Source organism: Intrasporangium flavum (assembly GCF_001956915.1).
GTDB lineage: Bacteria > Actinomycetota > Actinomycetes > Actinomycetales > Dermatophilaceae > Monashia > Monashia flava.
The window spans coordinates 47,574-68,288 of sequence record NZ_MLJO01000021.1; the positions used below are offsets into that span (position 1 = coordinate 47,574).

Sequence of the window (20,715 nt, forward strand, 5' to 3'; positions counted from 1 at the left end):
AGAGCGTGAGGTGTTCCGGGCCATGGCAGTCAGGCTCGCGCGGGCGTCAGGCCGGCCGGCGGGCGGCGACGTGCTCGACGCACCGCGTCGCGGTCGGCCTGGCCTCGAGCCGGGCCGCGGGGATCGGCCGGCCGCAGACCTCGCAGCGCCCGTACGTGCCCTCGGCCACCCGGGCGAGGGCGGCACCGATCTCGGCGAGGTGCTGCTCGGCCTGCTCGACGAGGGCGCCGAGCTGGGTGCGCTCGTAGGCGATGGTCGAGCCCTCCGGGTCGTGCTCGTCGTCGGGGTTGGTGCCCTCCGCGCCGTCGACGACGCGGGTGAACTCGCTGCGCAGGTCGGCGAGCCGCTGCTCGGTGGCGGCGAGGTCCTCGGCGAGCAGCTGCCGGGGCGTCGTGGTGAGCTCGTCCACCTCGCCATTGTCGGTCCCGCGTCCCCCGATCGTCCCCGATATGTCGTGACTCGTCCCGTCCCGGGCGGACACGCGCCGCGGCCACCGGCAGGATGGCCGCATGAGCGACTCCGACACCCCGCGTGGTGTGGTCTTCCCGTCCGACCCGGCGACCGGCCGGCGCAGCACGACGGTCGTCGGGCGGGCCGTCGTCGCCGATGCCCTGCGGGCGCACGACCCCGTCGGCGCGGCCTCGGCCGAGCGCGAGACGAGCTGGCGCCAGGGGTACCTGCCGCACTTCCGCCGGCTGGTCGAGGCCGGCCTCGTGTCCGACGCCGCGGCCGTCGGGATCGCTCGCGACGGGCTGGCCTCGCTGCACGCGCGGATGCGCTGGGCCGGGGCCGGAGGCGACGTCCCGCTGCCCGACGCGTTCGGCGCGGGTGGCGTCGATGGTGCGGGTGGCGCGGAGCGCCCCGCGACGCCACTCGGCTCGGAGACGCTGCGCGGCGAGGGGGAGGCCGAGCGCGCCCTCTCGCTGCCCTACGGCGGCGAGCGCCTGGCCGCCGACGCCCTGCGCCGGCGGCTCGACGCGTGGGTGGAGGCCGGGACGGTCGAGCCGTCGTGCGCGGAGGCGGTCGGGCGCGTCCTCGACCACCCGGAGTGGCTCGACCTGCGCGACCACACCGTCGTCGTCCTGGGGGCCGCGGCCGAGATGGGCCCGCTGCGCTCGCTGCTGCGCTGGGGAGCCAACGTCGCAGCTGTCGACCTCCCGCGGAACGACCTGTGGGACAGGCTGATCGGCGACACGCGTCGGCTCGCCGGCACGATGACGGTGCCGGTCCGCGTCGGCGACGGCCCGCTGGCGGCCAGGGCCGGTGGCGACCTCGTGCACGACCTCGCGGCCGTCACCGAGTGGGTCGCCGGGCTCGAGGCGCCGGAGCGGCTCGTCGTCGGCAACTACGTGTACGCCGACGGCGCCACGAACGTGCGGGTGTCGACCGCTGTCGACGCACTGACCGAGCGCGTCGTCGCGGAGCGGGGGCGCGAGGCCGTCGCGCTCGCCTTCCTCGCCACCCCGACGGACGTCTTCGCGGTCCCGGCCGAGGCCGTCGAGCGGTCGGTGCGCAGCTACGCAGAGCGCCGCACCTCCAGGCTGCTCCGCGTGCCGCTGCGCACGGTCAGCGGTGGGCGGCTGCTGCGTCGCAACTACGTACCCGGCCAGGACCCCGGCATCAACGACAGCGTCGTGCTCCAGCAGGGGCCGAACTACCTTCTGGCCAAACGGCTCCAGCGGTGGAGGGCCACGGCCCACCGCGCCGGCGGCGGGCTCGTGTCGTTCAAGGTGGCGCCGCCCACGCGCACCCGGTCCGTCGTCAAGAACCGCGCGCTCGCCGCTGCCTACGCCGGGGCGCACCGGTTCGGCATCGAGGTGTTCGAGCCCGGCACGGCCAACACCCTCATGGCGGCGCTGCTCGTGCACGACCTGCGCACCGGGTCGCCGAGCCAAGGCCACCCCTGGCAGGACGAGGCGTACGCCGCCGCGCACGGGGGCCTGTGGACCTCCGCCTACGACCCGCGCAGCGCCCTCGGCATCGCGGCGCTGCTCGGCTTCGCGTCCGCCCGCTGACCCGCGTCCGGTCGGGCGCGGGTCAGCCGAGGAACTCGCGGGCCCCGAGGATGGCCTTGTGCGACTCGTCGTACCAGAGCCCGAGCTCGGTGTCGATGCGTGCGAACAGCTCGGCGTCGACCGGGAGGCTGCCCGGCACGTCCGGGAGCGACTCGACGAGGGAGGCGCGCATCCCGCTCGGCGGGTGGGTCACCCAGAGGTCCACCGACCGGCGCGTCGCCTGCCGCAGGAGCTCGCGACGGTCCGCCAGCAGGGCGCTTCGGCGGTCGGCGAGCACCAGCCAGTCGGCCGGACCCCGTGTGACCACGTCGTGCACGAGGCCGTCCGTGAGCTCGCCCAGCACGTTGAGCCGGTCGAGGGCGGCCACGGTCGCGGCCGTGCCCGCGACGTCGCGGGCCACGAGGTCGGCGGCGTACTCGGCCCGGCGGTGGTCCGGCATGATGACGGCGTCGATCGCAAGCTGGATCGTCGCGAAGACGGTGTTGGCGAGCGCGAGCAGGAACCGGACGACCATGACGCCGAGCCCGCTCTGGTCGGCCCGGTCGAGGTCGCGCCCCAGGCGTCGCCACGGGTGCCGACCGCCCGTCCACTCCACCGCGTCGGCGAAGATCCGCTGGGCCGGGCCGGTGAGGGAGTTGCGCAACGGGTCGCGGTTGACGAGGTGCCCGAGCTCGTGGGCCAGCACGGCCTGGCGCATCGCCGGTGAGAGCATCAGCCACAGCGGCAGGCCGATGACGAGGACAGGGCGGCCGCGGACCCCAGTGCGAACGACAGCGAGGTTGAGGGTGTCGGGGGAGATGACGACGAGGTCGGGCGCCGGCGTGCCGACCTCGTCCGCGATGCGGCGCACGAGCTCGCGCAGGTTGGGCGCACCGCCCTCGCGGAGCAGGTCCCGTCTCGGGACGCGCGTGAACCGCGGCCTGAGGAACGCACCGAGGAGCACGAGCACCACGAAGACGCCGAACCGCACCGGGATGAGCCAGTCCGTGCGCCAGACGAGGACGGCACCCACGAAGCACGCGAGGCTCGCGAGCACGATGAGGGCGGAGATGCCGACGAGGACGAGCTCGGCGCGCGAGCGTCGTCCCGCGGCAGCGGGATCCGCGGCGAGGGTGCTGCGCAGCTCGTCGTCGAGCCGGAACGCCTTGGCGTAGCCGAAGCGCCCGAGCCAGCGGCTCCCGCGCCACGGGACGGTCGCCGGGTCGTAGTGGTCCAGGCCCCATCGGCAGCTCGGGCACCACGGCGTCTCCGACCACTCGAGCGCCACCACGGGGTTCGAGCACGCGGGACAGTTCTCACCGGTCGGCGCCGGCGCGGTCGTCGTCACGCGCCGCAGCGTAGATGTTCCGGGCCTGCCGCAGGGGCTTGGCGTGTCGTGTGGTGTCGGTCTCGGGGCGGGCGGGAGTTGGCGCGGCGAGGCGCGAGGCCCGATGCTGTCCTTCATGAACGAGCGGGTGGCGCAGGAGCCGCGCCGGGTCGCCGACCGGGCCGCCGACCGGGGCGAGCGCAGGCTCGGCGGCACGCTGCGCGCGCCCCGCACGCTCGTGCCCGCGCTGCTCGCCGCGATCGCCTACGTCGACCCGGGCAACTTCGGCGTCAACATCACCTCCGGCGCCGAGCACGACTACGGCCTCGTCTGGGTCGTCGTCTTCGCCAGCTGCTCGGCCATGGTCATCCAATACCTCGCCGCCAAGCTCGGCATGGTCACCGGCAAGAGCCTCGCCGAGCACAGCGCCGAGCGGTTCCCCGGCGTCGGGCGGCTGCTGCTCTGGGCGCAGGCCGAGCTCGTCGTCATCATGACCGACCTCGCCGAGATCGTCGGCGGCGCCATTGCGCTGCGGCTGCTCTTCGGGATGCCGCTCATGGCCGGCGCCGTGTGCGTCACGCTCTTCAGCCTCGTCGTGCTCGCCCTCAAGGTCCGTGGTCGCAGCCACTTCGACTCGGTCGTGCTCGTGCTGCTCGTCGTCATCATCGGCTCGCTCGTGTGGCAGGTGACGGTCGCCGACGTCGACAGCGCCGGCCTGCTGCGCTCGCTCGTCCCCGGCCCGCTCGACGGGTCGGCGGCGCTGCTCGCCGTCGGCATCGTCGGTGCCACGGTCATGCCGCACGCCCTCCACTTCCACTCGGCGGCCTCGCGAGGGCACGACGACGGCGCGCCGGCCCCCTCCCAGGCCGAGCGGCTGCGGTCCGGACGCCGCACCGTGCACAGCGTCGTCATCGCCATGACGATCGCGGGTTTCGCCAACGTCAGCCTCGTCGTCTTCGCCGCGGCCCTGCCGACGACCGCGGGCGCCAGCATCGAGACGGCCTACGCCGCGCTCGGCGCCAGCGCCGGTGACATCGCCGCCACGATGCTGGCGGTGGCGCTGCTCGCTTCCGGCCTGGCCTCGACGCTCGTCGGGGTGCAGACCGGCGACGTCGTCATGCAGGGGTTCGGACGGCGGCCGATCTCCCCGCTGCTGCGCCGCCTCTTCGCGGTCGTGCCGGCCCTCGTCATCCTCGGGCTCGGCGTCGAGCCGACCGACGCGCTGGTCTGGAGCCAGGTCGTCCTGTCGTTCGCGCTGCCGGGCACCCTCGTGCCGCTCCTCGTCTTCACCCGCGACCGACGCCTCATGGGCGTCCTCGCCAACCACCGCGTCACGACCGCCGCGGCCACCCTCATCACCGCCGTCATCGTCGGCCTCTGCGCGTACCTCGTCGTCAGCGGCGCCTGACGACCCGCCCGAGCGGGGCGGTGAGCGTGTGGGAGAGTGACCCCTGACCCGGCCCGACCGACGGAGGTGAGCATGGCGACCCGACTCGTGCCCCCCGGCGTGCGCGAGCTGCCCGCGCTCACCGACCTGCGTCTCGAGGTGCGCGCCTTCCTCGCCGAGCAGGTGCGCGCCGGCGTCTTCGTGCCGCACGTCGACACGTGGCTGACGCGCTGGGACCGGGAGTTCACCCGCGAGCTCGGGCGCCGCGGCTGGCTCGGCATGGTCATCCCGACGGAGTACGGCGGTCAGGGCCGCACCTACCTCGAGCGCTTCGTCGTCACCGAGGAGCTGCTCGTCGTCGGCGCCCCCGTCGCCGCGCACTGGATCGCCGAGCGGCAAATCGGGCCCTCGTTGCTGCGCTACGGCACCGAGGAGCAGAAGCGCGCCTTCCTGCCGCGGATCAGCAGCGGCCACGTCGTCTTCGGCATCGGGATGAGCGAGCCCGACTCCGGCTCGGACCTCGCGAGCGTGCGCACCCGCGCCGAGAAGGTCGACGGCGGCTGGCGCGTCACGGGCACCAAGGTGTGGACCTCGGGTGCCCACGAGGCCGACGCGTTCTTCGCCCTGTGCCGCACCGCGCCCCTCGACCCCGAGCACCGGCACGCCGGTCTGAGCCAGGTCATCGTCGACCTGCACGACCCCGACGTCCACATCCGGCCGATCCTGTCGATGGGCGGCGACCACCACTTCAACGAGGTCCACCTCGACGGCGTCTTCATCCCCGACGACCGGGTCCTCGGCGAGGTCGGCGACGGGTGGCGGCAGGTCAGCTCCGAGCTCGCCTACGAGCGCAGCGGTCCCGAGCGCGTCCTGTCGACCTTCCAGCTGCTCGCCACCGCAGCCCAGGCGATGGGCGACGGCGGCCTGCCGACCGACGCCGGGCTCGGCCGCAACGTGGCCCGCGTCGCCGGCCTGCACCACCTCTCGTTCTCGGTGTCGACGGCCCTCGAGGCGCACGAGCCGGCCGACGTGCCGGCCGCGCTCGTCAAGCTGCTCGGCACGACGACCGAGGGCGACATCGCCGACTTCGTCGACCTCCTGACGGCCACCGGCTGGGTCGAGGACGAGGAGCTCTACACCCTCCTGCACGCCGCGATCCTCCAGCGCCCCGGCTTCACGCTCCGCGGCGGCACGAACGAGATCCTGCGCGGCGTCGTGGCCCGTGGTCTGGGGATGCGCTGATGTCCGACGGGATGATGTCCGACGCCGCCGGGAACGCCCGTCGCGCAGGGGGATTCGCGCACCTCGCCGCGCCGTCCACCGCCGACCCCGACGTCGTCGCGATGCTGACCGAGCTCTTCGACGACTACCGCGCCACGCGTCCGGCCCCGGGCGCCACCGTCGACCTCGACCGGGGCCTGTGGGCCTCCCTGGAAGACCTCGGCCTGACGCGCCTGACCGGCAGCGAGTCCGCCGGCGGCAGCGGCGCCGGGTGGCTCGAGGCCGCCGCGCTGCTCGGCCTCTCGGCCGCCGCGGGTGCCCCGGTGCCGGTCGCCGAGCACGACGTCCTCGGCGGGTGGCTGCTCGAGGCCGCAGGGCTGCCCAACGACGGCGGCATCCGCACGGTCTGCCGCCCCGACCCCTCCGGCGTCGCCCTCAACGTCACGTGGGCGCGCGACGCGTCGCGCATCGTCGCGCTGTGGGAGGACCGCGACGAGTGGCGGGTCGCCGACGTGCCCCTCGACCGCGTCGGGCTCGAGGAGGGACGCAACCTCGCGGGCGAGCCGAGCGACACCGTCGAGTTCGACCTGCTCGACCTCGAGGACGGCATCGTCGTGGCCCACGGGATCGGCGAGCAGTTCCACCACCGCGGCGCCCTCGCGCGATCGGCCCAGGTGGTCGGCGCGATGGAGCGGATCCTCGACGTCGTGCTCACCCACGTGCGCGACCGCGTCCAGTTCGGCCGCCCGATCGGCCGCTTCCAGGCCGTCCAGCACCTCGTGTCCGACATCGCCGCCGAGACCGCGCTCGCCCGGGCCGCCACCGACGCCGCCGTGGCCCGCGCCGCGGCCTCCGACTGGCAGGACCGCGGCATGCTCTTCGCCGTCGGCGTCGCCAAGTCGTGCGTCGGGCACGGAGCCTCGGTCGTCGTGCGCAACGCGCACCAGGTGCTCGGCGCCATCGGCACCACCCTCGAGCACGAGCTGCACACCCTGACCAAGCCGATCCTGGCCCGCCGCAGCGAGTACGGCTCGGTGCACGAGTGGGACGAGACGCTCACGTCCCTGGCGACGTCCGCCGGCCGGGACCGGCTCTGGACCCTCGTCACGACCGGCCGCGCCAAGAGCGCCGACCGGGCCGGAAGCTGAACTGCACTGCCGCCGAAGGAGACCCGCCGATGACCGAGATCCGCTACGAGGTGTCCGAGGGCGTCGCCCTCATCACCCTCGACGCGCCGGAGCGCCGCAACGCGCTGTCGGTCGAGATGTCCGTCGAGCTGGCCGACGCCGCCCGCACGGCCGAGGCCGACGCGTCGGTCGGCGCCGTCGTCGTCACCGGCGGCGAGCACTTCTGCGCCGGCGCCGTGCGCAGCGTCCTCGCCGACACCGGTGCCGACCCGGTGGAGGACGACGCCTACCGCAACCTCGAGACCGTCTATGCGGCGTTCACGACCGTCGGCGGCATCGGCGTGCCCACGGTGGCCGCCGTGCGCGGCGCGGCGGTCGGCGCGGGGCTCAACCTCGCGCTCGCCACCGACCTGCGCATCGTGTCGCGCACGGCGCGCCTGCTGCCCGGGTTCGCCCAGATCGGCATCCACCCCGGCGGTGGGCACTTCACCCTGCTCAACCGGGTCGCCGGGCGTGAGGCCGCCGCGGCGCTCGGCCTGTTCGGCGCCGAGGTCGACGGCGAGCGCGCCGTCGAGCTCGGCCTGGCGTGGGCGGCGCACGACGACGCCGACGTCGAGGAGCAGGCCCTCGCGATGGCCCGACGCGTCGCCCGCGACCCCGCGCTGGCGCGTCGCACGGTCGCCAGCTTCCGGCGCGAGACGGCCCCCGGCGGCCTGCCGTGGGACGTCTCGGTCGAGCTCGAGCGCTCGCCCCAGATGTGGTCGCTGCGGCGTCGCCACGGTCGCTGATCCACGCCTGAAGCGCGCGCGAACCGCCCGGTTCGGGTCCTCCTCGGGCTCTCCTCGGGCTCTCCTCGGGCTCTCCTCGGGGGCACGTCGCGGGCCGCCGCGCGCCGCGCGGCTGTCCAACCTCGTTTCGGCACCTCGGTCCGCTTGGTGGCAGGATGGCGAGGTTGCCGTCACCCACCGAGGAGGAGTTCCGTGCTCGCGTCCTACCGGCCTCTCTTCGAGGTACCGGGCGCCCGCACCTTCATCACAGGGGGGATGATCGCCCGCACCGCGGGCTCGATGTTCGGTGTCGCCGTCGTGGCCATGGTCGCCGCCCGGTCGGGCTCCTACGAGCTGGCCGGCGCCGTCGTGGCCGTCGGCATGGTGGCCCTGGCGCTCTTCGCGCCCTTCCTCGGCCGCCTCGTCGACCGGTACGGGCAGCGGCGGATCGCCATCCCGTTCTTCCTGTTCTCGGGCTTCTGGGCGGTCATGACGATCGTGGCCTCGATGAAGGGCTGGCCCTCGTGGGTCCTCTTCATCACCTTCCCGCTCTGCGGGGCCATCCCGAACATGGGCACCATGGCCCGGGCCCGGTGGACGCACATCTTCGCCCACGACCCCCGCTCGCTGCACTCGGCGATGTCGTTCGAGCAGGTCATGGAGGAGCTGACGTTCGTCATCGGGCCGGTCGTGGCGATCTGGCTGGCGTCCGCCTGGTTCCCCGAGGCCGGCTTCGTCGTCGCCACCATCGCCTACGGCGTCGGGGTGCTCGTCTTCATCTCGGCGCGCTCCACCGAGCCCCCGGTCGTGCCGCACCACCAGCGTCCGGAAGGGCACGCCCACCACAACCCGGGCCTCATCCCGCTCGCGTTCATCATGGTGATGACCGGCGCGATCTTCGGCGTCAACGAGGTGGTCACCCTCGCGGTGGCCCAGGACCACGGCGCCAAGGGCACGGCGGGCGCCATCCTCGCCCTCTACGCCGTCGGCTCGGGCCTGGCCGGCCTCGTCTTCGGGCACGTCTCGCACGGCCGCAACCTCGTCAAGCTGCTCATCCTCGGCACCCTCGGCATGGGCGTGCTCGAGGCGCCGCTGCTCTTCGCCCCTAACCTGTGGGTGCTCGCCGGGCTCATGGTCATCGCCGGCATGGCCACCGCCCCGACCCTCATCACGACGATGAACCTCATCGAGCGCATCGTGCCCAAGGCCCAGCTCAACGAGGGCATGACGATCGTGCTGACCGGCCTCATCATCGGCATCGCCGCCGGCTCGGCGGTCTCCGGAGCCGTCGTCGACCGGGTCGGGGCCCAGCACGGCTACTGGGTGGCCGTCATCGCCGGTGGCTTCGCCTTCGTCATGGCCCTCGGCACGCGCGCCTTCCTCAGCCGTCGCGAGCTGCACAACCTCCGCTGACGCGGCGCCCCGCCCGACGCGTCAGCGCCCCGACGCGTCCTCCCGGCCCGACGCGTCGCCCACCCTCGACCGTCGAGAGGCCACGATGGGCTGCCCCGGACACGTCGAAAGGCCACCTCTCGTGTCGAGAGGTGGCCTTTCGAGGGTCAGGAGGCCACCAGACGTGGCCTCTCGACGGTCAGTGGCCGGCGGCGGCCACCGGAGCGGACTCGGCGTCGCCCTCCTGGGCACCCTGCTGGCCGGGGCCGGGACCGAGGTCGACGTGCGGCAGGAACAGCGAGGCGATGAAGGCGAGCACGAGCACGCCCGAGGCGACGAGGAACACGACCGACATGGCGTCGGAGAAGCCGACGAGGAACGGGTGGGCGAGGCGCGGGTCGAGCTGGTTGATGAACGAGCTGTCCTGCAGGGCCGAGGCGCCCGCACCGCCGCCGCCACCCTTCTGCACGCCGGCGATGAAGGCCGCATTGGCCTGCGGGTCGCCGCCCGTCGGGTTGCGCACCGCCGCGATGAACTCCGGCGACCTGGCCGCGGACTGGAATGCCTCGGCGATCTTCGTGCCGGCCTGCGAGAACAGGATGGACAGGAAGACGGCGGTGCCCAGCGTGCCACCGATCTGCCGGGTGAACGTGGCCGACGACGTCGCCACCCCGATGTCGCGCCGCGGGACGGCGTTCTGCACGGCGAGCGTCAGCGGCTGGAAGTTGAAGCCGAGGCCGATGCCGAAGAAGAACATCCCGATCATCGTCTTCCACAGCGGGGTGTCGGCCCCGATGTAGTGGAAGCCGAAGAGCGCCGCGACGAGGATCGCCGAGCCCACGATCGGGAAGATGCGGTAGCGCCCGGTGCGCGAGATGAGCTGGCCGGAGAAGATCGAGCCGAACATGATGCCGCCGGTCATCGGCAGCAGCATGAGGCCGGCCTCGGTCGGCGTCGCGCCCTTGACGATCTGGAGGTAGAGCGGGAGGGCGGCGAGACCACCGAACATGCCCATGCCGATGAAGACCGAGCTGACCGACGCGGCGGCGATGGTGCGGTTGCTGAAGAGTCGCAGCGGGATCAGCGCCTCGTCGCCCATGTTCCGCTCGACGAGGAAGAACGCGACCGCGCCGACGAGGCCGACGGCGTAGCAGAGGATCGAGGTGGCCGATCCCCAGCCCCAGCCGCGACCCTGCTCGGCGACGATGAGCAGCGGCACGAGCGCGATCGACAGCGTGGCCGCGCCCCAGTAGTCGATGCGGTGGTCGAGGCGGTGGTGGCGCAGGTGCAGCGTGCGGCTGACCACGACGAGCGCGATGATGGCGATCGGCACGTTGACGAGGAAGACCCAGCGCCAGCCGGTGATGCCGAGGATCGTCGCCTGGCCGGCGAGGAGGCCGCCGACGACGGGGCCGATGACGCTCGAGGTGCCGAAGACGGCGAGGAAGTAGCCCTGGTAGCGGGCCCGCTCGCGCGGAGGCACGATGTCGCCGATGATCGCGAGGGCCAGCGAGAAGAGGCCGCCGGCGCCGATGCCCTGGACGGCGCGGAACGCCGCGAGGGCCGGGATCGACCAGGCGAGCGTGCAGAGCATCGAGCCGATCGTGAAGATCGAGATGGCGAAGAGGAAGAGCTTCTTGCGCCCGTAGATGTCGCCGAGCTTGCCGTAGAGCGGCGTCGCGATGGTGGCCGTGATGAGGTACGCGGTGGTGACCCAGGCCTGGCCGGCGAGGTCGTTGAGGTCGTCGGCGATGACGCGCATGGCGCTCGCGACGATCGTCTGGTCGAGGGCCGCGAGGAACATCCCCAGCATCAGACCGATGAGGATCGTGATGATCTCCCGGTGTGACAGCGGCGGGTGGTCGGCGGTCCCCGCCGACGTGCTCGCCGGGGTGCTCGCCGCGCGTCCCGGCTCGGCGGTGGTGTCGGACATGTCAGTCCTTCCTGGACATCTGGTCGGTGGCGCCGGCCGCCCTCGGGGCGGCGGCGTAGGGCATCGGCGGCAGGGAGGCTCCCCGCGCGCGGAGGTTGGCGTCGAGCGCGTCGGCGAGCTCGTGCAGGTCGGTGACGAACGAGTCCGCCCGGCGTCCGTCCCAGGCCTCGAGGAGCCCCTGGAACCACGTCGAGCGCGTGGACTGGATGTGGTCGAGCACGGCGTGACCCTCGTCGGTGAGGGACACGACGAGGGCGCGCCCGTCGTGCGGGTCGGCCGTCTTGGCGAGCAGACCGCCGGCGACGAGCGCGCTCACCTGGCGGCTCACCGTCGACACGTCGTTGTGCAGCGTCGTGGCGAGGTCGGAGATCCGCACCGGCTCCGCGGAGCCGGCCACGACGAAGAGGACGGGGTAGGCGGTGGTGTCGACGGCCTCGTGGACGCGCGGTGCGGCGTTGCGCGCTGCGAGGAGCAGCTTCTGCACCCGCAGCAGCGCGACGAACACCTGGTTCGCCTCGTCCTTGCCGACGGTCACCGCGACCGTCCCCAATTGCTTGTTTGCACCAAGCAAGTATTCGCCGAGGTGCCACCGCTGTCAAACGGCCGCTCGACGGGCCCGGCCGGGTACGAGTGGGACACATCGTGGGCACCATGTGGTTGTCTGTGCGCACGCGCCTCGGGGGAGGTGCCAAAATGTCTGCGCCGTCGCAGTGTTCGGAAGGGAGCATGCCGCGACGCCGTCCGACCCCTCAGGGAGAACCATGGCCGCCGACGAGACCGCCGACGAGACCGCCGACGTCCCCGTCGACCCACCGACGCCGGACGCGTCCACCCCGGACGTGCCCGAGCCGGACCCTGCCGTCGCCGCGGCGACCCGGCAGGACGCCACCGTCCAGGACGCGTTCCGCCAGCTGTCCGCGCTCATCTACTCGGGCGCCGACGCCGGGTCGATCCACCACGCGCTCGTCGACGCCGCGGTGCGCCTCGTCGACGGCTGCGACCGGGCCTCGCTGCTCATGCGCTCGCACGACCGGTACCTCACGGCAGCCTCCACCGACGACATCGCCCGACGCATCGACCAGATCGAGCTCGAGGTCGGCGAGGGCCCCTGCGTCGACGCCATCGTCGACGAGGCCTACCAGCACGACCCCGACCTCACCGACGCCGTCACCCCGTGGCCGCGCTTCACCGAACGGATCGTCGCCGAGACCCCGGTGCGCTCGGCGGTCGGCTACCGGCTGCTCCTCGAGGGCGACAAGGTGGGCGCGCTCAACCTCTTCTCCGACACCCCGGGCGGCCTGACCGGCGCCTCGGCCGACGTCGGCGCCGTCATCGCCTCGTTCGCGACGGTCGCCCTCATGGCGATCCGGGCCCGCGAGGAGGCGGCGACGCTTCGTCAGGGCCTGCAGAGCAACCGCGAGATCGGCAAGGCCGTCGGCCTGCTCATGGCCGCCCACCACATCAGCGGCGAGGACGCCTTCGCGCTGCTGCGGCGCACGTCGCAGGAGCTCAACATGAAGCTCGCCCACGTCGCGACGCAGGTCATCCGCGGTCAGGAGTCGCAGTTCCCGACGCCGCCCAGCGGCTGAGCCCGCACCGGCCCGACGCGTCGGGGGAGTGCCGCAGCGGTCGGTCCACGACACGCATCGGTCGACGCGTCCGCACGAACCGGACGCGTCGACCGTGGTGGCAGGGGGTGGGGCAAGGGCCCGCCCCCGTGCGCAGGGAGCCGCGAAGTCGCAGAGGTGTCAGGGCACGAATTCCGTGCCCGGCCTCCTCAGGCGCTCGCGACGCCCTCGGCGTCGAGCTGGCGACGCAGGGACTCGAGGATGCGGCGCAGCAGGCGGCTGACCTGCATGGCCGACAGGCCCATCGACTCGGCGATCTCGGCCTGGGTCATGTCGTCGACGAAGCGACGCTCGATGATCTCCTGGTCGCGGGCGGGCAGGCGCTCGATGGCGGTGCGCACGACGATGGAGTCGTCGAGCGCGGGGTCGGTGCCCCGGTCGCCGCGGGCGTCGATGAGGTCGAGGACGGGCCGGCCGCCCTCGTTCGTCGTGACGTCGAGGGAGGCCGGGCGCAGGTTCGACGCGGCGACCTGGGCCTCCTTGACCGACTCGACGGGGATGGCGAGCTCCTCGGCGAGCTCGTCGACGTCCGGGTCGTGGCCGAGGACCTGCTCGAGGCGCGAGCGGGTGTCGGTGACGAGCTGCCGGCGCTCCTGCAGCTCGCGCGGCGGCCGGACGAGCCAACCGTAGTCGCGGAAGTACCGGCGCAGCTCGCCGGTGATGGTCGGCGTCGCGTAGGCGCCGAACTCCGTGGGCTTGTCGAGGTCGAAGCGCTGCACGGCCTTGAGCAGGGCCAGGAAGGCCACCTGCTCGAGGTCCTCGCGGTCCAGGCCCTTGCCCGAGTAGCGGTGGGCGAGCGACCGGGCGAGCGGCATGTGCAGTCTCGTGACGGCCTCGAGAGCCTCGTTCCGCTCGGACGCGGAGTCCGAGGTGCGGAAGGTGATGATCAGCTCTCGCGTGCGTGCGTCCTTGCGCGGACCAACCTTGGCGTCGGTCATGGCAATCCTCCATGGGATGTCCCCGATGCGGCGCTGGCTTGACCGACTGCCTTGACGTTAAACCCTTGTCCAACGTTTGGCAAGGCCGGGTTCGGCCTGTTCGGGCGGCCTTGGGGCCCGGCCGGATGGCCTGGTTCGTGCTCATTCCGGCCGAATTCGTCCACGCGACAGGAGGATTCGGCAACAGGCGGCGACGGCGCCGCACGTCCAAGGATTGTCGAGAGTTTGCGCAGGTTCTGCGTCAGTTCTCGGGCTGTTCACCCCCGGCGCGCGGGACGTGTACAAGGTTGGGCGGCCTCGGTCGTCGGACGTCGAGGGTTGGGCGTCGAGGGTTGGAGGGACCGGGGGGCACCCCGGCAGCGTCAGTGCGTCAGTGCGTCAGTGCGTCAGGACGAGCGCGGTGAGGACGCGTCGGGCGATGGCGTCGTCGCCGTGCACCGTGAAGTGGAGGTCGTCGACCTCGCGGCGACCGGCCGCGCGCCGGGTCAGGGCGTCGGTCGTCAGCTGGATCGTCGTGACGTCGAGCTGCTCGTCACCGTCCGGGCGGTCCTGGCCGCTGAAGAGGGCCTCGCCGAACGGGCGACCGTCCTCGCCCGTGCACACCCGGACGCCGCCGCGTGCCTGGACGGGGCCGGTGACGTCGAGGACGACCGCGTGCCCCGCCTCGACGTCGGCCACCCGGGCCGCGACGCGCGGGAGCGCCTCGAGGATCTCCTGGGTGAAGACCGCGGCCGAGGGGGAGTCGAGGTCGCCGGGGCGGTCGAGGGCGCCGCGGATGTCCTGCTCGTGGCACCAGAGGTCGATGATCCGCCGCCGCAGCTGGAGGCCGAAGGTGGCCTCCGGCCCGAAGAACCCACCGATGACGGTGTCGAGGTCCGTGTCGGCGGCCCGCAGCGCCGCCATCCGCTCGGGGTGGAACTCGGCGAGCTCGGCCACGACCTCGCGGCCGGAGACGGCCCGGCGGCTCTCCACGTCCTGCTCGGTCAGCCGGCCGAGGTCGTTGCGGACGTGCGGGTAGTCGGGAACGTCGACCTGCGAGCGCCGCACCCCGGCGAAGGACTTCTCGGCCCCGACGACGTGCGAGAACTGGTCCTTGACGGTCCAGCCCGGGCACTCGGTGTCGCGGTCGAAGTCCTCGTCGCGGCAGGCGTACCCGAGGTCGATGATCGAGCGGACGGTCTGGTCGAACGCGTCGAGCAGGCCGTCGCGGTCGACGGGAGCGGCCGGGTGCATGGGCATGGCTCCACACTACTTACCCTTGGAACATGCCCACCCTCCAAAGAGAGCGCTCGTCGACCGCACCGGTGGACCGCCTCTCCCGCCCGGCGTGGGCCGTCGCCGCGACCGTCGTCGTGGGCCTCGTCGCGTCGGTGCTCGCGGCCCGCTCCACCGGGGCCGCGGCCCCCCTGCCGGGTGGGCTCGTCGACGCCGGCCCCGGCGTGCGCTGGGCGCTCCCGCTCGTCCGTGTCGTCCACGACGTCGCCGCCGCGCTGACCGTCGGGTGCCTCCTGCTCGCCGCGACGATGGTGCCCGGCCGCACCCGGAAGGCCAGCGCCGCCCTCGACGAGCCGCGGCGGGCCGCGGCGCTGCGGGTCGTCGTCCCGGCCGCCTTCGTCTGGGCCGCGGCGGGTGTCACGGGCGCCGTGCTCGGCCTCGCCGACGCCGCGGGCATGCCGCTGTCCGACCCCGCCTTCGGCGGCCTGCTGCCCGAGCTGTGGACGATCGAGACGCTGCGCGTCGGCGTCATCAGCGCCGGGTGTGCCTTCGTCGTCGCGTCCGTGGCGGCCGTCGCCCGGTCGCGGGCCGCCGCGCTGTCGCTGCTCGTCGTCGCGACCGTCGGTGTGCTCGTCCTCGGCCTCGCCGGCCACGCGGGCGGGTCGGCCGACCACGAGACGGCCGTCAACTCCATCGCCACGCACCTGCTCAGCGCCGCCCTGTGGGTGGGCGGCCTGCTCGCTCTCCTCGTCCTGTGGCGCTCGCTCGGCGACGCCGTCGGCGTCGTGGCACGGCGCTACTCGAGCGTCGCCCTGTGGTGCTTCGTGGCCCTCGGGGTCTCCGGCGTCATGAACGCCTCGGTCCGGCTGGGCTCGCTCGCCGACCTCACGACGCCCTACGGCGTGCTCCTCGTCGTCAAGACGCTCGCGTTCGTGGTCCTCGGCCTCGCCGGCGCCTGGCACCGGCGCGTCACCCTCGACCGCCTCGACGCGGACGTCGCGTCGCGGGGTGCCGACGCCGACGCCGGGGTCCCGCGCGGCCGGCTCTTCGTGCGCCTCGCGGTGGGGGAGACGCTCGTCATGGGGCTCGCGTTCGGCGTCGCCACGGCGTTGGCCCGCAGCCAGCCGCCGGTGCCCGAGACCGAGCCGAACCCGAGCCTGACCATGGCCCTGACCGGCTACCCGCCGCCGCCGGCACCCACCGCGCTGTCGTGGGTCACGGCGTGGCGCGTCGAGTGGCTCTTCCTCGCCACCGCGCTGCTCGCCGTCGGCCTGTACGTCGCGGGCGTCGTGCGCCTGCGCCGTCGCGGCGACGCCTGGCCGGTGCTGCGCGCCGTGTCGTGGGTCGCCGGCTGGGTGTTGTTCGCCTACGCGACCAACGGCGTCCTCGGGATCTACGGCCGGGTCGCGTTCTCGTGGCACATGACGCTGCACATGCTCGAGGCGATGGTCGTGCCGATCTTCCTCGTGCTCGGCGCGCCGGTCACCCTCGCGCTGCGCACCCTCCGCCCGCGACGCGACGGCACGCTCGGCCCGCGCGAGCTGGTCCTCGGGCTCGTCCACTCGCCGGTCCTCAAGGTCGTCGGCAACCCGGTCTTCGCCGCGGCGTTCTTCTTCTTCAGCCTCGTCGTCTTCTACTGGACCGGCCTGTTCGAGCTGGCCCTGACCACCCACACCGGCCACCTGCTCATGACGGCCCACTTCGTCCTGGCCGGCTACCTCTTCGCGTGGGTCCTCATCGGCGTCGACCCGGGCCCGAAGCGCTGGAGCCCGGCGTTCCGGCTCATCGTGCTGTTCGCGACGATCGCGGCGCACGCGTTCTTCGGCGTCGCGATGATCACCGGCACGACCCTGCTCGGCGGCGACTTCTTCCCCTCGATCGCGCTCCCGTGGGTGCCCGACCCGCTCGCCGACCAGCGCTTCGGCGGCGGGGTGGCCTGGGCCATCGGCGAGCTGCCGAGCCTCGTGCTCGCCCTCGTCGTGGCCGCCCAGTGGTTCCGCACCGACAAGGCGGAGTCGACGCGTCGCGACCGCCGGGCCGATCGCGACGGCGACGCCGAGCTGGCCGCCTACAACGAGCGGCTCGCGGCCCTCTCCCGCCGCGACGAGCACACGCCGCGCTGACCACCCCGCCTCATCCACTACGATATGTAGTAGTCGATGGGAGGATGGTCGCGATGAGCCGGGCCCCGGTGCCGCAGTGCCCGATCCGCGTCGGCGAGCCGTGCACCCTGTGCGTGCCCGGCGCCACCGGGCCCCAGGACTGCGGCCTGGTCTGGCTCGTCCAGGACGACCCGGAGCTGCGTGCCGAGCTCGCCCGCCGCCGGTCCGCGTTCGCCGAGGACCGGCGCCGCGAACGGGCGGACGGCCTCAGCTGACCGGCTGCTGCAGCTCGGTGACCCACGCCTCGGGGTCGTCCATCGGCGTCTCGAGGTAGACCTCCCGGCACGGCCCGTAACCGGTGAGCCCACGGGCGGCGACGGCCTCGCCGAGACCGCGCCACGCGTCGCCGATCGTGGCCATCGACCCGCGGTGGACGACCGTCAGCGCGCGCTCGCAGGCGGGCAGGTCGCCGACCTCGGCGCCCTCGACGTCCACCGTCTCCAGGCTCGTCGGGTAGCCGACGCCCCACGTCGTGCCGTCCGCGTCGCCGTCGTACCAGGCGAGCGACTCGGGGCCGACGTGGACGCCCGCCCGGGCGAGCCCACCCGTCAGCCGCTGGAACGCCGGGCCGATGGTCGGCCCGAGCTCGCTCAGGTGGGCCACCCGCCCGGTCGTCTGCACGAGCCGCACCGGCGGCAGCGACTTCACCACGTACTCGATCCCGGCCACGAGGGCCTCCTTCCCGGAGGGGTCGCCGCCCGCGTCCGTCCGCGATCCGCGTCCGTCCACGTCCGTCCGCGTCCGTCCGCGTTCACCCCAGCCCTCCGGCGGTCGACCGATGACACCGGTGTACCGCCTCGGGACGCAGTCGCTCAAGACCGCAGACCGGTCGGCCCGCCACCGGTGCCGGCCGACGTGTGAGAGTTGGCCCATGAAGGTCGCCCTCATCCAGATCGCCTACGGCGACGACGAGTCCGTCGCCGACCGCACCGCACGCGTCACCCGGCTCGTCCGCGAGCAGGAGGGGCACGACCTCGTCGTGCTGCCCGAGCTGTGGGCCGCCGGCGGGTTCGACTACCGGCACTGGGACGAGCGCGCCGAGCCGGTCGACGGGCCGGTCGCCGCCGCCCTCGGCGAGGCCGCGCGCGAGGCCGGGGTCACCCTCCACGGCGGGTCGATCGTCGAGCGTGGCGAGCCCGCAGCCGAGGGTGACCACGGCGTCTGGAACACGAGCCTTGTCTTCTCGCCGCAGGGCGAGCTCGTCGCGACCTACCGCAAGATCCACCGGTTCGGCTTCGGCGACGGGGAGCCCCGGCTCATGGACGCCGGCGAGGAGGTCGTGACCGTGGCGGTCCCCGTCGCGGGCGGCGCCAGCGTGCCGGTCGGCCTGTCCACGTGCTACGACCTGCGCTTCCCCGAGCTCTACCGCCACCTCGTCGACGCCGGCGCGCTCGCGCTCGTCGTGCCGGCCGCCTGGCCGATGCGACGCGTCGAGCACTGGACGCTGCTCGGGCGGGCCCGCGCCGTCGAGGACCAGTGCGTCGTGCTCCAGTGCAACACCGCCGGCACGCACGCCGGCCACGAGATGGGCGGCCACTCGCAGGCCGTCGACGCCACCGGCCGGGTGCTGGCCGAGGCCGGCGCGGGCGAGGCGGTGCTCAGCGTCGAGGTCGACGTCGACGCCGTTCGGCAGTGGCGCGAGGACTTCCCGGTGCTCGCCGACCGCCGGCTCTGAGCCCCGGCGGACCGCCCGGGAATGCATCGGGCGCCGGACGTATTGTCGCTGGGGTGAGCACCGCCCCCACCTCCTCCGCATCGCCCCGGGCCCGCGTCAAGGTCCGGGCCCCCGAGCTCGTCGGCCGCGGCTGGCTCAACACCGGCGGCCGCAGCCTGTCGCTCGCCGACCTCCGCGGGCGCGTCGTCGTCCTCGACTTCTGGACCTTCTGCTGCGTCAACTGCCTGCACGTGCTCGACGAGCTGCGGCCCGTGGAGGAGCAGTACCCGGACGCGCTGACGATCATCGGGGTGCACTCGCCGAAGTTCGAGCACGAGGCCGACCCCGACGCCCTCGCCGCCGCCGTCGAGCGGTACGCCGTGCACCACCCGGTGCTCGACGACCCCGAGCTGACGACGTGGAACGCGTACACGGCGCGCGCGTGGCCGACGCTCGTCGTCGTCGACCCGGAGGGCTTCGTCGTCGCCTCGATGTCGGGGGAGGGGCACGGGCCGGGGCTCGCCGCGCTCGTCGGTGAGCTCGTCGAGGAGCACCGCGCCAAGGGCACGCTCCAGCCCGGCGACGACCCCTACGTCGCGCCGCCCGCCGCCGACACGGCGCTGCGCTTCCCCGGCAAGGCGGTCGCCCTGCCCGACGGGTCGTTCGTCGTGTCCGACACCGCCAACCACGCCGTCGTGCACCTCGAGGACGACCTCGAGACCGAGCGCGCCCGCTGGGGCGGCCCGATGGTCTTCAGCGAGCCGCAGGGCGTCCTGCTCGCCACCCCTGACGTGGCGGAGCGACTCGGCGTCGACGTCCTCGTCGCCGACTCGGTCGGTCACGCGCTCAAGGGGATCCGCGTGTCCGACGGGTCGGTCACGACGCTCGCCGGCACCGGCACGCAGCTGCGTGAGCGCAGCGGCGGCGGCCCCGCCCTCGAGCAGGCCCTGTCGACGCCGTGGGACCTCGCGTGGCTCGACGGACGCGTCGTCATCGCGATGGCGGGCACGCACCAGCTGTGGGCGTGGACGCCCGGCGACACCGTCGACAGCGGCACGGTCGAGGTCGTCGGTGGCACCTCGAACGAGGGGCTCGTCGACGGTCCCGCCAGCGAGGCGTGGTTCGCCCAGCCGTCCGGCCTCGCGACCTCGGCCGACGGCACCCGGGTCTGGGTCGCCGACTCCGAGACCTCCGCGCTCCGGTCGGTGACCCGCGCGGCCGACGGCTCGCTCGTCGTCGAGACCCACGTCGGCACCGGCCTGTTCGACTTCGGGCACCGCGACGGCGACGCCACGGACGCCCTGTTGCAGCACCCGCTCGGCGTCACCGAGCTGCCCGACGGCTCGGTCGCCGTCAGCGACACGTACAACGGCGCCCTCCGCCGCTTCGACCCGGCCACGCGCCAGGTGTCGACGCTCGCCCAGGGCCTTGCCGAGCCGAGCGACGCCGTCGTCGAGACCGACCCCGCTACCGGCGAGACGCGCCTCGTCGTCGTCGAGTCGGCGGCGCACCGTCTCGTCCGCGTGCCGCTGCCGGCCGAGGCGCAGCGCGTCGACGGTCCGGCCCACCGCACCCAGCGCCCGCCGACGGCCCTGCCCGCCGGCGAGGTGCGCCTCGAGGTGACGTTCGTGCCGCCCGCCGGCCAGAAGCTGGACCACCGGTGGGGTGACCCCACACGCCTCGACGTGTCGGCGACGCCCGAGGCCCTCCTGGTCGAGGGCGCCGGTCGCGCACAGGGCCTGACCCGCACCCTCGTGCTCCGCGACGGCCTCGGGTCGGGCACCCTGCACGTGTCCGTCCAGGCCGCCGCGTGCGACGGCGACCCGGTCACGGGCGAGGTGCCCGAGCACGCCGCCTGCCACCTCTTCCAGCAGGACTGGGGCATTCCGGTGGTGCTCGAGGCGGACGCACCTGCAAGACTGCAGCTGGACCTCCGGGGGGCGTAGGCGGGCCGACCGGGCGCCGCCGAC

18 protein-coding genes are annotated in these 20,715 nt (G+C 73.8%); 11 read left to right on the forward strand and 7 right to left on the reverse strand.

Features of this window, described 5'->3' with window-relative positions:
• Positions 1-46 precede the first annotated feature (46 nt).
• On the reverse strand, positions 47-409 hold the full coding sequence (locus tag BIV28_RS15365) for a TraR/DksA family transcriptional regulator (protein ID WP_242653076.1): 363 nt from the start codon (positions 407-409) through the stop codon (positions 47-49).
• Positions 410-509: 100 nt separating this feature from the next.
• Between BIV28_RS15365 and BIV28_RS15370 the strand changes: the two genes are divergently transcribed.
• The gene (locus BIV28_RS15370) at positions 510-2,015 is read left to right on the forward strand and encodes a hypothetical protein (protein WP_076263275.1); all 1,506 of its coding nucleotides are present in this window, start codon (positions 510-512) and stop codon (positions 2,013-2,015) included.
• Between the two features lie 22 nt (positions 2,016-2,037).
• Here BIV28_RS15370 and BIV28_RS15375 read toward each other — a convergent pair whose 3' ends face one another.
• On the reverse strand, positions 2,038-3,342 hold the full coding sequence (locus BIV28_RS15375; RefSeq protein ID WP_207556021.1) for a M48 family metallopeptidase: 1,305 nt from the start codon (positions 3,340-3,342) through the stop codon (positions 2,038-2,040).
• Positions 3,343-3,457: 115 nt separating this feature from the next.
• Here BIV28_RS15375 and BIV28_RS15380 point away from each other — a divergent pair, with 115 nt between their 5' ends.
• The 5 genes from BIV28_RS15380 to BIV28_RS15400 all read left to right on the forward strand — a co-directional run bounded on the left by BIV28_RS15380 (position 3,458) and on the right by BIV28_RS15400 (position 9,236).
• The gene (locus BIV28_RS15380) at positions 3,458-4,729 is read left to right on the forward strand and encodes an Nramp family divalent metal transporter (protein ID WP_076263370.1); all 1,272 of its coding nucleotides are present in this window, start codon (positions 3,458-3,460) and stop codon (positions 4,727-4,729) included.
• 72 nt (positions 4,730-4,801) lie between these two features.
• Complete coding sequence (locus BIV28_RS15385) at positions 4,802-5,950, forward strand: acyl-CoA dehydrogenase family protein (RefSeq protein ID WP_076263278.1); 1,149 nt, start codon at positions 4,802-4,804, stop codon at positions 5,948-5,950.
• Entirely contained in the window at positions 5,950-7,077 is a 1,128-nt protein-coding gene (locus BIV28_RS15390) for an acyl-CoA dehydrogenase family protein (RefSeq protein ID WP_242653077.1), read from the forward strand. The genes BIV28_RS15385 and BIV28_RS15390 overlap by 1 nt, the downstream gene beginning before the upstream one ends.
• Before the next feature lie 29 nt (positions 7,078-7,106).
• Positions 7,107-7,844 carry an enoyl-CoA hydratase-related protein gene (locus tag BIV28_RS15395; protein ID WP_076263280.1) on the forward strand — a complete coding sequence of 246 codons (738 nt, stop codon included), beginning with the start codon at positions 7,107-7,109 and terminating at the stop codon, positions 7,842-7,844.
• 192 nt (positions 7,845-8,036) lie between these two features.
• Positions 8,037-9,236, forward strand: coding sequence for an MFS transporter (locus BIV28_RS15400; RefSeq protein WP_076263281.1), 1,200 nt, complete (start codon positions 8,037-8,039; stop codon positions 9,234-9,236).
• A gap of 178 nt (positions 9,237-9,414) precedes the next feature.
• Here BIV28_RS15400 and BIV28_RS15405 read toward each other — a convergent pair whose 3' ends face one another.
• Positions 9,415-11,148 (reverse strand): MDR family MFS transporter, encoded by a 1,734-nt coding sequence (locus BIV28_RS15405; protein WP_076263283.1) that lies wholly within the window; start codon positions 11,146-11,148, stop codon positions 9,415-9,417.
• A gap of 1 nt (position 11,149) precedes the next feature.
• Positions 11,150-11,683: a MarR family winged helix-turn-helix transcriptional regulator gene (locus BIV28_RS15410; protein ID WP_076263284.1), complete on the reverse strand. Its 534-nt coding sequence runs from the start codon at positions 11,681-11,683 to the stop codon at positions 11,150-11,152.
• Between the two features lie 226 nt (positions 11,684-11,909).
• Here BIV28_RS15410 and BIV28_RS15415 point away from each other — a divergent pair, with 226 nt between their 5' ends.
• Positions 11,910-12,737, forward strand: coding sequence for a GAF and ANTAR domain-containing protein (locus BIV28_RS15415; protein ID WP_083707392.1), 828 nt, complete (start codon positions 11,910-11,912; stop codon positions 12,735-12,737).
• Positions 12,738-12,925: 188 nt separating this feature from the next.
• Here BIV28_RS15415 and BIV28_RS15420 read toward each other — a convergent pair whose 3' ends face one another.
• Both BIV28_RS15420 and BIV28_RS15425 read right to left on the reverse strand, forming a co-directional pair.
• A complete protein-coding gene (locus BIV28_RS15420; protein ID WP_076263286.1) occupies positions 12,926-13,714 on the reverse strand; it encodes a sigma-70 family RNA polymerase sigma factor in 789 nt (262 codons plus the stop codon).
• A gap of 378 nt (positions 13,715-14,092) precedes the next feature.
• The gene (locus BIV28_RS15425) at positions 14,093-14,953 is read right to left on the reverse strand and encodes a maleylpyruvate isomerase family mycothiol-dependent enzyme (protein WP_076263288.1); all 861 of its coding nucleotides are present in this window, start codon (positions 14,951-14,953) and stop codon (positions 14,093-14,095) included.
• 26 nt (positions 14,954-14,979) lie between these two features.
• On the opposite strand from BIV28_RS15425, the gene BIV28_RS15430 reads away from it, so the two are divergent.
• Both BIV28_RS15430 and BIV28_RS15435 read left to right on the forward strand, forming a co-directional pair.
• Entirely contained in the window at positions 14,980-17,052 is a 2,073-nt protein-coding gene (locus BIV28_RS15430) for a bifunctional copper resistance protein CopD/cytochrome c oxidase assembly protein (RefSeq protein ID WP_076263290.1), read from the forward strand.
• Positions 17,053-17,105: 53 nt separating this feature from the next.
• Complete coding sequence (locus BIV28_RS15435) at positions 17,106-17,306, forward strand: DUF6767 domain-containing protein (RefSeq protein WP_083707407.1); 201 nt, start codon at positions 17,106-17,108, stop codon at positions 17,304-17,306.
• Here the strand turns inward: BIV28_RS15435 and BIV28_RS15440 are convergent.
• Positions 17,299-17,760: a GyrI-like domain-containing protein gene (locus BIV28_RS15440; RefSeq protein WP_207556022.1), complete on the reverse strand. Its 462-nt coding sequence runs from the start codon at positions 17,758-17,760 to the stop codon at positions 17,299-17,301. The genes BIV28_RS15435 and BIV28_RS15440 overlap by 8 nt on opposite strands.
• A gap of 202 nt (positions 17,761-17,962) precedes the next feature.
• Here BIV28_RS15440 and BIV28_RS15445 point away from each other — a divergent pair, with 202 nt between their 5' ends.
• Together BIV28_RS15445 and BIV28_RS15450 are read left to right on the forward strand one after the other, a co-directional pair.
• The gene (locus BIV28_RS15445) at positions 17,963-18,766 is read left to right on the forward strand and encodes a carbon-nitrogen family hydrolase (RefSeq protein WP_076263295.1); all 804 of its coding nucleotides are present in this window, start codon (positions 17,963-17,965) and stop codon (positions 18,764-18,766) included.
• 53 nt (positions 18,767-18,819) lie between these two features.
• The gene (locus BIV28_RS15450; protein WP_076263296.1) at positions 18,820-20,691 is read left to right on the forward strand and encodes an NHL domain-containing thioredoxin family protein; all 1,872 of its coding nucleotides are present in this window, start codon (positions 18,820-18,822) and stop codon (positions 20,689-20,691) included.
• Positions 20,692-20,715 lie beyond the last annotated feature (24 nt).

Coding starts and splice junctions, on each gene's coding strand:
- BIV28_RS15370 (WP_076263275.1), top strand. CDS start 510: ATGAGCGACTCCGACACCCCGCGTGGTGTGGTCTTCCCGTCCGACCCG.
- BIV28_RS15420 (WP_076263286.1), bottom strand. CDS start 13,714: ATGACCGACGCCAAGGTTGGTCCGCGCAAGGACGCACGCACGCGAGAG.
- BIV28_RS15395 (WP_076263280.1), top strand. CDS start 7,107: ATGACCGAGATCCGCTACGAGGTGTCCGAGGGCGTCGCCCTCATCACC.
- BIV28_RS15405 (WP_076263283.1), bottom strand. CDS start 11,148: ATGTCCGACACCACCGCCGAGCCGGGACGCGCGGCGAGCACCCCGGCG.
- BIV28_RS15445 (WP_076263295.1), top strand. CDS start 17,963: ATGAAGGTCGCCCTCATCCAGATCGCCTACGGCGACGACGAGTCCGTC.
- BIV28_RS15390 (WP_242653077.1), top strand. CDS start 5,950: ATGTCCGACGGGATGATGTCCGACGCCGCCGGGAACGCCCGTCGCGCA.
- BIV28_RS15380 (WP_076263370.1), top strand. CDS start 3,458: ATGAACGAGCGGGTGGCGCAGGAGCCGCGCCGGGTCGCCGACCGGGCC.
- BIV28_RS15425 (WP_076263288.1), bottom strand. CDS start 14,953: ATGCCCATGCACCCGGCCGCTCCCGTCGACCGCGACGGCCTGCTCGAC.
- BIV28_RS15415 (WP_083707392.1), top strand. CDS start 11,910: ATGGCCGCCGACGAGACCGCCGACGAGACCGCCGACGTCCCCGTCGAC.
- BIV28_RS15385 (WP_076263278.1), top strand. CDS start 4,802: ATGGCGACCCGACTCGTGCCCCCCGGCGTGCGCGAGCTGCCCGCGCTC.
- BIV28_RS15435 (WP_083707407.1), top strand. CDS start 17,106: ATGAGCCGGGCCCCGGTGCCGCAGTGCCCGATCCGCGTCGGCGAGCCG.
- BIV28_RS15430 (WP_076263290.1), top strand. CDS start 14,980: ATGCCCACCCTCCAAAGAGAGCGCTCGTCGACCGCACCGGTGGACCGC.